Here is a 15,071-nt window from a genome sequence, read left to right as displayed (position 1 = left end):
CCCACCATGAGCAACCACCACCTCGACCGCCGCGCCCTCCTGCTGGCCGGAGCGGGCGCCGTCGCCACCGCCGGCCTGCTGACCTTCGAGCCGGCCGTCGCCGGGACGACGACCACGAAGAGGTTCCGGGGCCGCTTCTCCTCCCCCGACACCCCGGACTGGCACTACCTGCCGTTCCACGTCCCGTCGGGGGTGCGCGAGATCGAGGTCTCCTACACCCACGACCCACCCCAGGACACGGGCCTGGGCTACAGCCAGAACGTGGTCGACATCGGCATCTTCGACTCCTCCGGCCGGGGCCTCGGCAACGCCGCCGGCTTCCGCGGCTGGTCGGGCGGCGCCCGCGACTCCTTCCGGATCAGCAAGACCTCGGCCACGCCCGGCTACCTGGCCGGACCGATCACCGCCGGGCGGTGGCGGATCGTGCTCGGGCCCTACCAGATCGTGCCGCCCGGTACGCCGTACACGGTCACGGTCAGGCTCCACCACGGTCCCGCCGGCAAGGCCTACACGCCGACGCCCGCACCGACGTCGGTGAGCGGGACCGGCCCGGGCTGGTACCGCGGCGACCTGCACGTGCACACCGTGCACTCCGACGGCTCCCAGACGCAGGCCCAGGTGCTCGCCGACGCGCGGGCCGCGGGCCTCGACTTCATCGGCAGCTCGGAGCACAACACCAGCTCGGCCCAGCTGACGTGGGGGAAGTACGTGCCGGACGACTTCCTGGTGATCCCCGGTGAGGAGGTCACCACCCGCGCCGGGCACTGGGTGGCGGCCGGGCTCTCGGCAGGGACCTGGATCGACTGGCGCTACCGGCCCGAGGACCAGCAGCTCGAGCGGTTCACCGACCTGGTCCGCTCGAAGGGCGGACTGGCGATCGTCGCGCACCCCTACGTGCCGGTCCCGTCGATCCGGTGGGACTTCGGTGAGGACTTCGCCCACATGGATGCGGTCGAGGTGTGGAACGGGCCCTGGGAGACCTTCGACGACCAGGCCGTGCGTCGGTGGCACCGGCTCCTGCTCGCCGGCACCTTCGTGCCGGCGGTCGGCAACTCCGACTCGCACAACCACGCTCAGCGGATCGGGCTCGCCCAGACCGTCGTCCGCGCCGAGTCGCTGTCGGTCGAGGCGATCCTGGCGGGCTACCGCGGCGGGCACTCCTGGATCGCCGGCTCGTCCGACGTGGGCCTGGACTTCAGCGCGACCCTCGACGAGGTGTCGGGCCAGTGCGGCGACACGGTGCCGAGCGGCGTCGGCGACCTCGTCGACGTCCGGCTCACGGTCACCGGCGTCCCGGACGCCGTCGCCACGCTGATCGGACCGTCCGGGGTGCTCGGGACCGCGCAGGCCGTCGACGGCACCATCACCCTCGACCAGGCGGTGCCCGGCGGCCTCGCGTTCGTGCGCGCTGAGGTCAGGCGGGCTACGACGATGCTCGCACTGACGAACCCGATCTTCCTCGCGGTCAGGACGCCTTCCGCGGGGTGACCCAGAGCCGGATCACGCCCTCGATCACCACGGTCCCGTCGTCGCGGAACCCGCGCACCCGCACCGGCAGGTCGGCCCCGGCATCCGGCAGGGCGTCGCTGGTCCACTGCTCGGGGTCGGTCTCGGCGACGCAGGTGATGTTGCTGGTCGCCTTGGCCGTGTAGGCGACCTCCATCCCCTTCGGGATCCAGCGCTTGTCGGCCGGGATGGTGACCTCGGCGAGCGCGCCCATCGCGGCCTCGAGACCGTTGCAGAGCGCGATCGCGTGCACGGTCTTGAGGTGGTTGTGCACGCGGCGCCGCTTGGGGATCAGCAGCTCGACCCGGTGCGGCTCGATCGAGACGAAGCGCGGCCGGATCGAGGCGAAGTACGGCGCCTTCTGGCCGAAGAGGAACGAGAAGACCCGCTTGCCCTGCGGCAGCGTGCTGGTCTTCTTCCACAAAGTGAGGACCTGGCTCATGCGGCTTGACATTACCTGTCGGTAACTTTTCGTGGCGACCTCGCCCCGCGGTCGCTCGGGAGCGCCCAGTAGCGTCGCGGCATGACTCTGCGACGCGGGCTGGTGCTGGGCGGCGGTGGCATCACCGGGATCGCCTGGGAGACCGGGCTGCTGCTCGGGCTGCAGGACCTCGGGGTCGACGTGACCGTCGCCGACGCCGTCGTCGGCACCTCGGCAGGCTCGGTGGTCGGCGCCCAGATCACCACCGGGATCACGCTCGCGGACCTCTTCGACTACCAGGTCTCGACACCGCGGCCCGCACCCCTCGCCTCGATCGGCCCCGGGGTGCTGGCCGGCTTCGCGTGGTCGATGCTGCGCGCCCGGGGCGACCTCGAGGCGTTCGGGCGCCACGTCGGCCGGTGGTCGCTACGCCGCGCCGCGGCCGGCAAGCTGCCGAGCCTGGAGGCGCGCTTCGACGCGATCCGCGAGCGGCTGCCGATCCAGCAGTGGGCGGACGACGGCCGGCTCCTGGTCACCGCCGTGGACGCCGAGACGGGCGCGCTGCGCCTCTTCGACGGGTCCGACGACGTCTCCCTGGTCGAGGCGGTCACCGCGAGCTGCGCCGTACCCGGCGTCTATCCCCCGGTGCCGATCCAGGGCCGCTCCTACATCGACGGCGGCGCACGGTCGGGCTCCAACGCCGACCTGGTCGCGGCGACCTCGGACCGGGTGCTCGCGTTCACCCCCGTCGACCGCGCGGTCGGCCCGATGCGCACGGCCGGCCAGCTGATCGGCGACGTCCCGCACCTCGTCGTGTCGCCCGACGCCGCCTCGGTCGCCGCGATCGGCAAGAACGTCCTCGACCCCGCCCGGCGGCCCGCCTCGGCGCGCGCCGGCCGGGCGCAGGCCGCCGCGGTCGCCCCGCTCGCCCGAGAGATCTGGGGCTGACGTGGGCACCCCTCGGGTCAACTGGCCCCTCCTCGTCGCAGCCCTCCTCTGCCTGGTCCCGGTCGTCGCCGGCGTCCTCCTGCTCGGGCACGACGGCGGCGCCGCGCTCGGCTGGGCGCTGATCGGCTTCTTCGGCGCCGGCGTGGTCGTCCTGGGGCGCAAGGCGTTCACCGGTCGCTAGGCGAGCACCGTGGTCGAGCCTCGTGCCGGCACCCGGGCCACGACGAAGATCCGGCGGAACGGCAGCACGACGCCGTCGTCGTGCCTCGGGTACGCCGCCGCGAGCCGCCGCTTGAACTCCGCCTCGAAGCCGGGGCGCAGGTCGTCGGGCAGCGCCTGGAGGGTGGGCCGTGCGCCGGTGCCGGAGACCCAGGTGAAGACCGGGTCGTCGCCGGTGAGGACGTGGAGGTAGGTCGTCTCCCACGCGTCGACCTCGCAGCCGAGGCCGGCGAGCGCGTCGAGGTAGACGGCCGGGTCGTGGCTGGCCGGCACGGCCGCGCCGCGCGTGTGGGCGGCGTACGGCGCCTCCGCAGCCAGCTCGGTGCGGATCGTGTGGCTCGGCTCGTCGAAGTTGCCGGGCACCTGGAAGGCGAACCAGCCGCCCGGCGCGACCGACGCGACCAGCCGCGGCAGGAGCGCGAGGTGGTCGGGCACCCACTGGAGCGTGGCGTTGGAGACCAGCACGTCGACCGGCTCGGCCGGGGTCCAGTCGCGCAGGTCGGCGACGTCGAACGCGACGCCGCCGTTCGGTCGGGCGCCGACCGCGCGGGCCTTCGCGATCATCTCGGGGCTGGAGTCGAGGCCGGTGATCTCGGCATCGGGCCACCGCTCCGCGAGCAGGACGGTGAGGTTGCCGGGACCGCAGCCGAGGTCGACGACGGTCCGCGGCCGGTCGGCCCCGACGCGGGCGACCAGCTCGACGAACGGGCGTCCGCGCTCGTCGGCGAAGGTCAGGTAGCGGTCCGGGTCCCAACGGTGCGTCATGGGCTCTCCTTTTATCTTGACGTCAAGACAGTTTGGTCCACCACTCTCTTGATGTCAAGATTCTCGATGAATCCGATACGCTGGCGAGCATGCGGGACGAGGTCGACGAGCTGGTCGAGTCATGGGCGCGCGAGCGCCCCGACCTCGATCTTGCCCCGGTCGAGGTCTTCAGCCGGATCAGCCGGCTCGCACGCCACCTCGATCTCGCCCGCCGCGACGCCTTCACCGCCGCCCGCGTCGAGTCGTGGGAGTTCGACGTGCTCGCGGCGCTGCGCCGCGCGGGTCCGCCGTACGAGCTCTCGCCGGGCAAGCTGCTGCGCGAGACGCTGGTGACCAGCGGGACCATGACCAACCGGGTCGACCGGCTGGCCGCGCGTGGGCTGGTCGAGCGGCTGCCCGACCCGCACGACCGGCGCGGTGTGCTGGTGCGGCTCACGCCGGACGGTCGTACGGCGGTCGACGGCGCCTTCGAGGCGCTGCTCGAGGCGGAGCAGACGTTCCTCGCGGGACTCCCGGACAAGGACCGCACCCGGCTGGCCGGCCTGCTGCGCACCTTGCTCTCGCCGTTCGCCTGACGGGCTACTCCAGTACCTCGGAGGCCTCGAGCCACTCCAGCTCGAGGTCGCCCTTCTCCGTCGACAACGCGGAGAGCTGGGCGCTGATGCCGGCCAGCCTCTCGTAGTCCTGGGCGTGCTCGAGGACCTCGGCGTTCAACCTCGTCTCGAGCTCGGTGATCTTCGCCAGCCGCTTCTCGATCCGGGAGACCGCCTTGCGGGCGGCCCGCTCCTCGGCGCCCCCGACCTTGGCCTTGGAGACCGACGTGTCGGCCGCCTGCTGGGAGGCGGACCCGACGTCGAGCTGGCCGGACGCGAGACCGCCGGCCCTCCGTTCGAGGTACTCGTCGACGCCGCGGGGCAGCATCGAGATCTGGCCGTCGCCGAGCAGCGCCCACACCGAGTCGGTGACCCGCTCGAGGAAGTACCGGTCGTGCGAGACGACGACCAGGGTGCCCGGCCAGCCGTCGAGGAAGTCCTCGAGGACGTTGAGGGTGTCGATGTCGAGGTCGTTGGTCGGCTCGTCGAGCAGCAGCACGTTCGGCTCGTCGAGGAGCAGCATCAGCAGCTGGAAGCGCCGGCGCTCCCCACCCGAGAGGTCGCCGATCCGGGTGGTCAGCTTGTCGCCGGTGAACCCGAAGCGCTCCAGCATCGAGCTCGCGGTGATCTCGTTGCCGTCGGCGGTCTTGGTGACCCGGCGGAACGACTCGACCATCGGCAGCACCCGGCCGTCGGGGTCGAGGTCGTCGAGCTGCTGGGTCAGCTGGCGCAGCGCGACGGTGCGGCCGAGCTTGACCTTGCCGGCCGCCGGCTGGAGCGCGCCGGAGATGAGGTTGAGCACCGAGCTCTTCCCGGCACCGTTGACGCCGACGATGCCGACCCGGTCACCGGGACCGAGCCGCCAGGTGGCGTGCTCGAGCAGGGTGCGCTCGCCCCGGACGAGGTCGGCGTCCTCGATGTCGATGACGTCCTTGCCGAGCCGCTGGGTGGCGAACTTCTGCAGCTCGAGCCGGTCGCGCGGCGGCGGCACGTCCTCGATGAGGGCGTTCGCGGCGTCGATGCGGAACTTGGGCTTCGAGGTGCGCGCCGGCGGACCGCGACGCAACCAGGCCAGCTCCTTGCGAGCGAGGTTCTGGCGGCGGATCTCCGACGCCGACGCCTGCCGGGAGCGCTCCGCCTTGGCGAGCACGAACGCGGCGTACCCGCCCTCGTAGGCGTCGACGACCCCGTCGTGGACCTCCCAGGTCCACTGGCACACCTCGTCGAGGAACCAGCGGTCGTGGGTCACGACGACCATCGCGGACGGCCGCTTGACCAGGTGCTGGGCCAGCCAGGCCACCGCCTCGACGTCGAGGTGGTTGGTCGGCTCGTCGAGCACGATCAGGTCGTGGTCGCCCAGGAGCAGCGCGGCCAGCGAGCAGCGCCGCCGCTCGCCACCGGACAGCCCCGTGACCGGGCGGTCGAGCGCCACCCCGGCGAGCAGCACCTCGACGATCTCGCGGGTGCGGAAGTCGGCGGCCCACTGGTGGTCGTCGAGCCCTGCGAGCACGGCCTCCCGCACGGTGTGGGAGTCCTCGAGCTCGTCGCCCTGGTGGAGGTAGCCGATCAGCAGCCCGCGCTGCTGGGAGACGCGGCCGGTGCCGGGCTCCTCCAGGCCGGTCATCACCTCGAGCAGGGTGGTCTTGCCGTCGCCGTTGCGCCCGACGATGCCGATCCGCTCGCCTGCGGCGATGCCGAGTGAGACGTCGGTGAGGAGGGGGCGGACGCCGTAGGACTTCGACACCCGTTCGAGGTTCAGTAGATTTGCCATGCCGTGCGGAGCCTAGGCGTACGACACAAGATGGGCACCGGCGACCGGGCCGTTGGCGGCGAGCACGACGGGGTGGCCGGAGCCGGCCAGGTCCGTCGCGAGCGATCGTGCGTGGTCGGCCGAGCCGCACAGGAAGACGCAGGTGGGTCCGGATCCGGACACCATCCCGCGCAGGGCCCCGGCGGCCTCGCCGGTCTCGATCAGCCTGCCGAGCTCGGGGCGCAGGTCGACGGCCGGCGCCTCGAGGTCATTGTGGAGCGCGTCGGCGAGTGCCCAGGCGTCGCCGGCCGCGATCGCGCCGAGCAGGGCGTCGGCCGGCACCGGCTCGGCCGGGGCGTCGGGGAACATCCGGTCGAAGTGCCGGTAGACGTCGGGCGTGGAGAGCCCGACCTCCGACGGGACGACGACCCACCACCAGGTGCGGGAGTCGTTGACGGGGGTGACCAGCTCACCGCGGCCGACGCCGAGCGCCGTGCCGCCCAGGAGCGCGAACGGCACGTCACTGCCGAGCTGGGCGGCCAGCTCGAGCAGGTCGTCGTCGGACGTGCGCACCTGCCAGAGCCGGTCGAGCGCGACCAGGGCCGCCGCGGCGTCGGCGGAGCCACCGGCCATGCCGCCGGCGACGGGGATCTCCTTGGCGATGTGCACCTCGCCGACCCGCTCGACGCCGTGGTGGGCCGCGAGCAGGTCGGCGGCGCGGTCGACGATGTTCTCCCCGTTGAGGGGGACGTCGTGGCGCTCCATCCAGTCCGGCAGCCGCACGCCGAGACGCCAGTCGGCGGAGGCCCGGGCGGTCACGTCGTCGTAGAGCCCGACGGCCTGGTAGACGGTCACCAACGGGTGGTAGCCGTCCTCGCGGAGGGCACCGACCCCGAGGTGCAGGTTGATCTTCGCCGGAGCGCGCACGGTCACCGAGGTCATCTGGCCAGCCCCCGGGCCAGCCCTTCGGCCAGCCGGGTGAAGTCCTCGACGGTGAGCGACTCCCCGCGCGCGAGCGGGTCGATGCCGGCGCCCTCGAGAGCGGCGTCGACCACCTCGGCCGGCGCGAGCGACTTCAGGACGCCGCGCAGTGCCTTGCGCCGGTGGGCGAAGGCGGCATCGACGACCGCGAAGACCTCGTCGCGGGTCGCGGTCGTGGCGGGGGGCTCGCGGCGGGTCCAGGCGACCAGGCCCGAGTCCACGTTGGGCGCCGGCCAGAAGACGTTGCGACCGATCGCGCCGGCCCGGCGCACGTCGGCGTACCAGGCGGCCTTGACCGACGGCACGCCGTACACCTTGGAGCCGGGCGGCGCGGCCAGCCGGTCGGCGACCTCCGACTGCACCATCACCAGGCCGTGCTCGAGCGACGGGAGCAGCGCCAGCAGGTGCAGGAGGACCGGCACCGAGACGTTGTAGGGCAGGTTGGCGACCAGCGCGGTCGGCGGCGGCCCGGGGACCGCGTCGATCCGCATCGCGTCGGCGAGCACCACCTCGAAGCGGTCCGCCTGGTGGGGGGCGTACGTCGCGATCGTCTCGGGCAGGCGGGTGGCGAGCTTCTCGTCGAGCTCGATCGCGATCACCCGACCGGCCACCTCGAGCAGCGCCAGGGTCAACGAGCCCAGTCCGGGACCGACCTCGACGACGACGTCGCCCGGGGTGATGCCGGACTCGCGGACGATGCGGCGGCAGGTGTTGGCGTCGATGACGAAGTTCTGCCCGCGCTGCTTGGTCGGGCGCAGGTCGAGCTCGGCCGCGAGCGCACGCACGTCCGCCGGTCCCAAGAGCTGGGGACCGGCGGACGTGTCAGACATGTGCGCCAGCGTAGTCAGCGCAACCTCAGCTCAAGTCGGCAGACCGAGGGAGCGCGCGCACCCTGGCCACGCGCCGTAGCCACCGGACGCGTCGCGCACCTTGGTGGCGATGGCGATCTGGGTCTCGCGGCTGGCGTTGCTCGGGAGGCCGCTGCCGCCGTAGGACTGCCAGGTGCCGAGGTTGAACTGGAGGCCGCCGTAGTAGCCGTTGCCGGTGTTGATGGCCCAGTTGCCGCCGGACTCGCACCGGGCGAGCGCGTCCCACACGGTGCTGCCACCGGCGAAGTTGGTCGCGGCCGGCTGCGCCTTGGTGCCGACCTTGACGATTTCGTCGACAGGCTGGCGCAGGACCTTCTGGCTGACGACCTTGCGGACCGAGATCTCGCCGTTGCGGTAGACGATCCGGTAGGTCACGTCGCGCAGGCCGGCCTCGCCCGCGCGGACCACGGAGGTCTCACCCTCGTACATCGAGGAGTCCTGCTGCTCGACCGTGCCGAAGCCGACGGTCTCGCCGTCGACGTGCTTGCGGACGATCTTGATGTCGGTGAAGACCAGCGTGTCTCCGTCGGCGAGCTCGTGCTCGGGTGCGGGCGAGGTCTTGTCGTGCTTGCCGAGCTCGACGCCGAGCTCGGCGAGGGCGTCCTCGACGGTGAGCGCGGTGACGGTCTTCTTGACCATCTCGTGCTTGCCGAGCTTGACCTTCAGCGTCTTGGGCGTGATGACCTCGAGGTCCATGCCCCCGCGGTCGAGCTCGGCGCCCCGGCTGGCGGAGAGCTCCGCGCCGCGGAAGTTCTCGCCGATCTCGTCGAGGGCTCGCGACACGGTGGTCTCGGTGGTCCAGTACGTCTTCGTGTCGCCGTCGACGGTGAGCTCGAGCGGACGGGCGAACCGGACCGAGATCTGGCTGCCGTCCTCGATCTTCTCGTCGAGGCTGGGGGCGACGATGTCGCGGGCGGACACGTCGACGCCCTCGGAGGCGAGGACGTCACCGACGGTGCCACCGAAGGCGGTGACCTCCTGGGGCTGGCCGTCGAGCGAGAGGGTCACGGACTTGCTGAGGGAGCTGTAGCCCCACGTGGTGCCGGCTACCGCCAGGACGACCACGGTCGCCAGGGCGAGCATCAGGGGGCGGCTCTTGCTTGCACGGCCCAGCCACTGGCTGAACCTGCTGTGTCCATTGCTGGGCACGATTCTCCGAACGTCGTACTCCCCGGTTCTCGGGTGCCAGTGCTCCGAGCGCAGGTCTCCCACGTCGTGGGTTCGTGCGCTGGGGTCCTGCTGCGGGGCCAGATTCGGCTCCTGCACTGGTCAGATCGATCCCGATCCCGGCCATCAGTACCCCAGACCACCAGCGATCCGGGCTGATTGCAAACCGAACTAGTCGTATCTGGGACGGACGTGAGCAGCGTCTCGACGGTGAAGTCGCGCCGTGCGGTACCTACAGACGGCGCCGCAACGTCTCCGAGGGCGGCTCGCCGAAGGCCTCGCGATACGCGGCCGCGAACCGGCCCATGTGGAGGAAGCCGTACTCCAACGCCACCGCGGAGACGGTCGTGCTCTCGGGGTAGGAGGCCAGGAGCGTCCGGTGTGCATGGCGCAGCCGTACCCGCTTGAGGTAGCTCATCGGCGGCATGTCGAAGTCCCGCTTGAACCCGTACTGCAGCGCTCGCACACTCAGGTGCACCTCCTGGGCCAACCTGACGACGGTCCAGGGCTCACTGGGAAGCTCCTCCAGCAGCTCTGCAGCCCGCGCGATCGCGCCGGCACGCCCCGGCGCCGCAGCAAGGTGCAGGAAGTCTTGGTAGTTGTGAGGCTGGGTCAGGAGCAGACCGTCGACGACGAGACCCTCCAGGTGTCGAACGACCCTGGGGAGGGTCAGGAGACCTTGAGGGTTCGCGAGTTCCTGGGACACCAGCTCGATCGCCGGCTGCCACAGATGACCGACCTCAGCTCGTAGGCACCGTTCGAACGCCAGCGGCCTCGGCAGGCTCCGCCCGAGCAGCTGCTCGAGCTCGCCCTCGAGCGACGCCCGCGTGGCCATGATGCACAGGTGCCGAGCTTCCGTCGACCAGGTGATCTGTGCCGGCTCGCCGACCGGGAACACGATCGCCTGCCCGCGGGTGGTCATGAGTGGGTCCGCGCTTCCGCTCTGGGAGGCGCCCCGCCCTTCCAGGGTGACGTTCACGTGGAACTGAGTGGTTTCCGCCGTCTGGAGGTGGATCGTCTGTCCGTACGACAGCAGCCCGGCAGTCACCTCGCCGAGTCGGGTGGTCACCAGCTCCATGTCGATCTCGTTGCTGGAGGTCCGCAAGAGACGGTTGGGCAGGTAGGTCTCCGTGACGATCTGCTCGGCCTCGTCAGGGTCGTGCGTCGTCTTCCGCTCGGTGCCGCCTCGGGGCGAGGGACGAGGTGCGTGCGGCTCGGCCGGCTGTACAGCCGCGCTAGCCATCGAACTCCTTCACAGTCAACATCCCGATATGTGCTGCGCGCCCGGCTCGGTCCGAGATCTCGGCAAGCGACGGCATCCGCGTCGTGGGATGGTAGGCGCGAATCACCCGCGCCCCGGTAGCTCCAACGTGCAAGGCTTTGTCCGTATCGCGCAGCTGCCGGTTCGCCGGATGCGGTTCCCCGCCCGATGCACCACCTACTCGCGCCACGCAAGGCGCCCTACTGCCAATGGAACCCCGCCACGGGCTGACGTATTCCAGATCGGTCGGGCCCGGTGTGACCTACCAGGACCCGCCGAACGCCGCCTCGGTGTTGGCGTCGACGGCGGCGCACAGGTCGGCGAGGTCGTCGCCGCGCACCTCGGCCATCGTGCGCATCGTCAGCGGCACCAGGTAGGACGCGTTGGTCCGGCCGCGGTGGGGCATCGGCGTGAGGTACGGCGCGTCCGTCTCGACGAGCACCCGGTCCTGCGGCGCGACCGCCAGGGCGTCGCGGAGGGGCTGGGCGTTCTTGAAGGTGACCGTGCCCGCGAAGGACAGGTAGGCGCCGCGGTCGAGGCACTGGCGGGCGACGTCCGCGTCGCCGGAGAAGCAGTGCATCACCCAGCGGTCCGGAGCGCCCTCCTCGTCGAGCACGGCCAGCACCTCCGCGTGGGCGTCGCGGTCGTGGATCACGAGCGTCTTGTCGAGCCGCTTCGCGAGGTCGATGTGACGGCGGAACGACTCGACCTGCACCGCGCGCCCCTCCTCGCCGGTGCGGAAGTGGTCGAGCCCGGTCTCCCCCACCGCGCGGACCTTGGCGTGCGCACCGGCCAGCTCCTCGATCTCGGCCATCGCCGCGTCGAGGTCCGGCAGGAGCGGCGCCTCGTTGGGGTGCAGCGCGACAGCGGCGACCAGGGCGTCGTACGACGCCGCGGCCTCCACCGCCCAGCGTGCGCCGGGCAGGTCGCAGCCGATCTGGACGATCCGGGTGACGCCGACCGCGGCGGCTGCGGCGAGGGCGTCGGCGACCGGGACCGGGTCCTCGTCGCCGCGCGCGACGTCGAGGTGGCAGTGGTTGTCGACGACCGGGTGCGGCAGCGGCTCCGGCGCCTCGGGCCTGCTCATCCGGCGACCCGGGCCAGGATCGCCTCGGCCAGCGCCTCCGGCGCCTGGGTCGGGATCCAGTGGGAGACACCGCCGAGGACGACGAGCTCGTAGGGCGCGTCGACCCAGCGCGCGGTGGCGTCGACCGCGGCCCTGCCGACGGCGACGTCGCCGTCGCTCCACACCAGCGTCGTCGGCACGGAGACCCGGCGGCGGGCCGCGCCCGGCGAGGTGAACGGGATCGCGCGGTACCACGCCAGACCGCCCGGCAGCGCGCCGTACTCGACGATCTCGGAGCGGAAGCGGGCCAGGTCCTCCGTGGTCATGCCGCTGCGGCGCATCGACCGGTCGAACGGGCCGCCGGGCCGCCGGGCGCTGAGCTCGGCGAGCCGGGGGAGCTGGAAGGCACCCATGTACCAGGACTTCAGGCCCTGGGTCGAGGTCACCCACGACGTCGCGAACGCGCCGGTGTGCGGCACCGAGACCGCCGTCCACGACCGCACCTGCGCCGGTCGGGTCATCACCACGCCCCAGCCGACCGCCGCGCCCCAGTCGTGGCCGACCAGGTGCACCGGGCCGCCGATCGTGTCGATCAGCGCCAGTGCGTCGCCGACCAGCCGTCCCGCGGTGTAGTCGCGGCGCCGCGGCGGCCGGGCGCCCGGCGAGTAGCCGCGCTGGTCGGGCGCGAAGGTCCGCAGGCCCTGCGCGTGCAGCAGCGGTGCGACGTGGCGCCAGCTGGTCGACCGCTCCGGGAAGCCGTGCAGCAGCACGACAGGCGTGCCGTCGAGGGGTCCCTCGTCGCGGACGTCGAAGGTGAGGCCGTCGTTCTCGAACTGGGTGATCCGGTCGCTGCTCATGTCACTCCGGTGCCCCGTGCACCAGGTTGTAGACCGTGCGCTTCGGCACTCCCGCCAGCTGGGCGACCTCGACGATCGCCTCCTTGCGCCGCACGCCCTCGGCCTCCAGCTCGGCGACCGCGGCGCGCAGGCTGGCGGGGTCGTCGGCGACGGCGGCGGCCGGGACGGCGCCGGCGACGACGATCGTCACCTCGCCCCGGATGCCCTCGGCCGCCCAGGTGACCAGGTCGGCGAGGGGGCCGCGCCGTACCTCCTCGTGGGTCTTGGTGAGCTCGCGGCACACGGCCGCGGGCCGGTCGCCGCCGAGCGCCTCCGCCATCGCGGCGAGGGTCACCTCGGTGCGGTGCGGCGCCTCGAAGAAGACCATCGTCCGCTCCTCGCGGGCGAGTGCGTGGAGGCGGCGCGCGCGCTCCCCCGCCTTGCGCGGCAGGAAGCCCTCGAAGCAGAACCGATCGACCGGCAGCCCGCTCACGGCAAGGGCGGTCAGCACGGCCGACGGGCCGGGCACCGCGGTGACGAGGACGTCGTGCTCGACGGCCGCGACGACGAGGCGGTAGCCCGGGTCGGACACGCTCGGCATGCCGGCGTCGGTCACCAGCAGCACGCGCTCGCCGGCCAGCAGCGCCTCGAGCAGGACGGGGGTGCGGGCCGACTCGTTGCCCTCGAAGTACGACACGATCCGACCGGCGACGGTGACGCCCAGGTCGCCGGTGAGCCGCTTGAGCCGCCGGGTGTCCTCGGCGGCGACGACGTCGGCGGTGGCGAGCTCCTCGGCGAGCCGGGGCGGCGCGTCCGCCACCCGGCCGATCGGGGTCGCCGCGAGCACGAGCACGCCGGGTCGAGTCTCCACGGGTCGATCATGGCAGGGCCGTATTCTCGGCCCGTGACCACGGCCGCTCCCCCTTCTCCCGAGGAGCGGGTCGGTCTCTCCACCAACGCCGCCGGGCACGCCGTCCCGTCCGCGTGGGAGCGGGCCCGCCGCAGCATGCGGCTCGAGGACCCCTTCATCGGCTGGTCGGCCAGCATCGGGGTGGCACTGCTCGCGCTCTTCCTGCGGCTGTGGCACCTCGGCAAGCCGCACGTCTTCGAGTTCGACGAGACGTACTACGCGAAGGACGCCTGGTCGATGGCGAACTTCGGCTACGTCCGCGACTACACCGAGAAGGCCAACGACAACATCCTCAACGGGCAGGTCACGGGTCAGTGGAAGGACGACCCGTCGATGATCGTCCACCCCGAGGTCGGGAAGTGGCTGATCGCGCTCGGCGAGAAGGCGTTCGGCATGGACCCGTTCGGCTGGCGGATCGCCTCCGCCGTCGTCGGCGCGCTGATGGTGCTGGTCATGTGCCGACTGGCCCGCCGGCTCACCGGGTCGACGATGCTCGGCCTGGTCGCCGGGCTGCTGCTGAGCCTCGACGGCCTCCACTTCGTGCTGTCGCGGCTCGCGCTGCTCGACATCTTCGTCGCGTTCTTCCTGCTCTGCGGCGTGCACTGCGTGGTCGCCGACCGCGACTGGCACCGCGCCAAGATGGCCCGCCTGACGCCCACCCAGGTCACCGGTTCACGGGCGTGGGGCCCGGTCCGCGGGCTGCTCTTCCGGCCCTGGCTGCTGCTCGGCGGCGTCTGCTGGGGGCTCGCGGCCGGCAGCAAGTGGGAGGCGGCGTACCCGCTCGCGGCGTTCGGCGTGCTGGTCTGGCTCTGGTCGGCCGGCGCACGCCGTTCGTTCGGGGTCCGCTGGCCGGTCGTGAAGTCGGCCCTGGTCGACGGGGTCCCGGCGTTCGTCAGCCTCGTGCTGATGGCGTTCTTCGTGTACGTCGCGAGCTGGACCGGGTGGCTGGTCCACGCCCACCAGTACGAGGAGCACCTCTCGTCGACGCAGTACACGCGCTTCGTCGCGGAGGGCAAGACGTGCGACGCCCCGAACAAGGAGAACGACGACCGCTGGCCGACCGCCAGCGAGCCCGACGCTCACGGGCTCGGCGAGGTCGTCCAGTCGCTGAGGTCGCTCTGGTACTATCACCACGACGTCTACGAGTTCCACACGCACTTCCTGAACTGCAGCAGCCACACGTACGCGTCCAAGCCCTCCGGCTGGCTGCTCATGAACCGGCCGGTCGGCGTCGCGGCCGACACCGACATCAAGCCCGGCACCCAGGGCTGCGACGCCCCAGCGGGCAGCGACTGCCTGCGCCAGGTGCTGCTGCTCGGCAACCCGACGCTGTGGTGGGGCGGCTGTCTCGCGCTGGTCTTCGCGCTGGTGATGTGGATCGGCGCCCGGGACTGGCGCTACGGCGTCGCGATCGTCGGCACCGCCTCCACCTGGCTGCCGTGGCTCCAGTACGACGACCGGCCGATCTTCCTCTTCTACGCCATCATCACGCTGCCGTTCGTCGTCCTCGCGCTCACGCTGGCGATGGGCACGCTGATCGGCCCGTCGACAGAACCCAGCCCCCGTCGTACGGCGGGGGTGATCGTCTCGGGCGCGTTCTTCGTGCTGGTGCTGGTGAACTTCGCGTGGTTCTGGCCGATCTGGACCGACCAGCTCCTCACCCACTCCGAGTGGGTCGACCGGATCTGGTTCTCCCGCTGGATCTAGCCACCCCAGTGGTTGAGGAAGGCGCCCTGGCGCCTGTCTCGAAACCCCCGACCCGCCGGTGGTTGAGGAAGG

15 protein-coding genes are annotated in these 15,071 nt (G+C 72.1%); 5 read left to right on the top strand and 10 right to left on the bottom strand.

Features of this window, described 5'->3' with window-relative positions; translation table 11 throughout:
- The first annotated feature begins 6 nt into the window (after positions 1–6).
- Complete coding sequence (locus PD653B2_RS06555; RefSeq protein ID WP_089503901.1) at positions 7–1,488, top strand: CehA/McbA family metallohydrolase; 1,482 nt, start codon at positions 7–9, stop codon at positions 1,486–1,488.
- Here the strand turns inward: PD653B2_RS06555 and PD653B2_RS06550 are convergent.
- A complete protein-coding gene (locus PD653B2_RS06550; RefSeq protein ID WP_085871539.1) occupies positions 1,466–1,948 on the bottom strand; it encodes a hotdog fold domain-containing protein in 483 nt (160 codons plus the stop codon). The genes PD653B2_RS06555 and PD653B2_RS06550 overlap by 23 nt on opposite strands.
- 81 nt (positions 1,949–2,029) lie before the next feature.
- On the opposite strand from PD653B2_RS06550, the gene PD653B2_RS06545 reads away from it, so the two are divergent.
- Complete coding sequence (locus PD653B2_RS06545; protein WP_207559249.1) at positions 2,030–2,875, top strand: patatin-like phospholipase family protein; 846 nt, start codon at positions 2,030–2,032, stop codon at positions 2,873–2,875.
- Position 2,876: 1 nt separating this feature from the next.
- Positions 2,877–3,056 (top strand): hypothetical protein, encoded by a 180-nt coding sequence (locus PD653B2_RS06540; protein ID WP_085871538.1) that lies wholly within the window; start codon positions 2,877–2,879, stop codon positions 3,054–3,056.
- On the opposite strand, the gene PD653B2_RS06535 is transcribed toward PD653B2_RS06540, so the two are convergent.
- Positions 3,053–3,859 carry a trans-aconitate 2-methyltransferase gene (locus PD653B2_RS06535; protein WP_085871537.1) on the bottom strand — a complete coding sequence of 269 codons (807 nt, stop codon included), beginning with the start codon at positions 3,857–3,859 and terminating at the stop codon, positions 3,053–3,055. The two genes, PD653B2_RS06540 and PD653B2_RS06535, sit on opposite strands and share 4 nt — an antisense overlap.
- Before the next feature lie 89 nt (positions 3,860–3,948).
- Between PD653B2_RS06535 and PD653B2_RS06530 the strand changes: the two genes are divergently transcribed.
- A complete protein-coding gene (locus tag PD653B2_RS06530) occupies positions 3,949–4,434 on the top strand; it encodes a MarR family winged helix-turn-helix transcriptional regulator (protein ID WP_085871536.1) in 486 nt (161 codons plus the stop codon).
- A 4-nt stretch (positions 4,435–4,438) separates the two neighbouring features.
- On the opposite strand, the gene PD653B2_RS06525 is transcribed toward PD653B2_RS06530, so the two are convergent.
- The 8 genes from PD653B2_RS06525 to rsmI all read right to left on the bottom strand — a co-directional run bounded on the left by PD653B2_RS06525 (position 4,439) and on the right by rsmI (position 13,253).
- On the bottom strand, positions 4,439–6,223 hold the full coding sequence (locus tag PD653B2_RS06525) for an ABC-F family ATP-binding cassette domain-containing protein (protein WP_085871535.1): 1,785 nt from the start codon (positions 6,221–6,223) through the stop codon (positions 4,439–4,441).
- 12 nt (positions 6,224–6,235) lie between these two features.
- Positions 6,236–7,144 carry a 4-(cytidine 5'-diphospho)-2-C-methyl-D-erythritol kinase gene (locus PD653B2_RS06520; RefSeq protein ID WP_085871534.1) on the bottom strand — a complete coding sequence of 303 codons (909 nt, stop codon included), beginning with the start codon at positions 7,142–7,144 and terminating at the stop codon, positions 6,236–6,238.
- Positions 7,141–8,013: a 16S rRNA (adenine(1518)-N(6)/adenine(1519)-N(6))-dimethyltransferase RsmA gene (gene rsmA / locus PD653B2_RS06515; protein ID WP_085871533.1), complete on the bottom strand. Its 873-nt coding sequence runs from the start codon at positions 8,011–8,013 to the stop codon at positions 7,141–7,143. Before rsmA ends, PD653B2_RS06520 begins: the two co-directional genes overlap by 4 nt.
- Before the next feature lie 30 nt (positions 8,014–8,043).
- Positions 8,044–9,135, bottom strand: coding sequence for a resuscitation-promoting factor (locus tag PD653B2_RS06510; protein ID WP_089503900.1), 1,092 nt, complete (start codon positions 9,133–9,135; stop codon positions 8,044–8,046).
- Between the two features lie 316 nt (positions 9,136–9,451).
- Positions 9,452–10,462 carry an AraC family transcriptional regulator gene (locus PD653B2_RS06505; protein WP_085871531.1) on the bottom strand — a complete coding sequence of 337 codons (1,011 nt, stop codon included), beginning with the start codon at positions 10,460–10,462 and terminating at the stop codon, positions 9,452–9,454.
- Between the two features lie 280 nt (positions 10,463–10,742).
- A complete protein-coding gene (locus tag PD653B2_RS06500; RefSeq protein ID WP_085871530.1) occupies positions 10,743–11,567 on the bottom strand; it encodes a TatD family hydrolase in 825 nt (274 codons plus the stop codon).
- A complete protein-coding gene (locus PD653B2_RS06495; protein ID WP_085871529.1) occupies positions 11,564–12,403 on the bottom strand; it encodes an alpha/beta fold hydrolase in 840 nt (279 codons plus the stop codon). Before PD653B2_RS06495 ends, PD653B2_RS06500 begins: the two co-directional genes overlap by 4 nt.
- A gap of 1 nt (position 12,404) precedes the next feature.
- The gene (rsmI, locus tag PD653B2_RS06490) at positions 12,405–13,253 is read right to left on the bottom strand and encodes a 16S rRNA (cytidine(1402)-2'-O)-methyltransferase (protein WP_085871528.1); all 849 of its coding nucleotides are present in this window, start codon (positions 13,251–13,253) and stop codon (positions 12,405–12,407) included.
- A 33-nt stretch (positions 13,254–13,286) separates the two neighbouring features.
- On the opposite strand from rsmI, the gene PD653B2_RS06485 reads away from it, so the two are divergent.
- Positions 13,287–14,999: a dolichyl-phosphate-mannose--protein mannosyltransferase gene (locus PD653B2_RS06485; protein ID WP_242665162.1), complete on the top strand. Its 1,713-nt coding sequence runs from the start codon at positions 13,287–13,289 to the stop codon at positions 14,997–14,999.
- Positions 15,000–15,071 lie beyond the last annotated feature (72 nt).

The sequence above is a fragment of the Nocardioides sp. PD653-B2 genome (assembly GCF_002117935.1).
In the GTDB taxonomy this organism is placed as follows: Bacteria; Actinomycetota; Actinomycetes; order Propionibacteriales; family Nocardioidaceae; genus Nocardioides.
The sequence above is the reverse complement of the archived record's forward strand: the minus strand, read 5'-3'. Positions and strand labels throughout refer to the sequence as shown.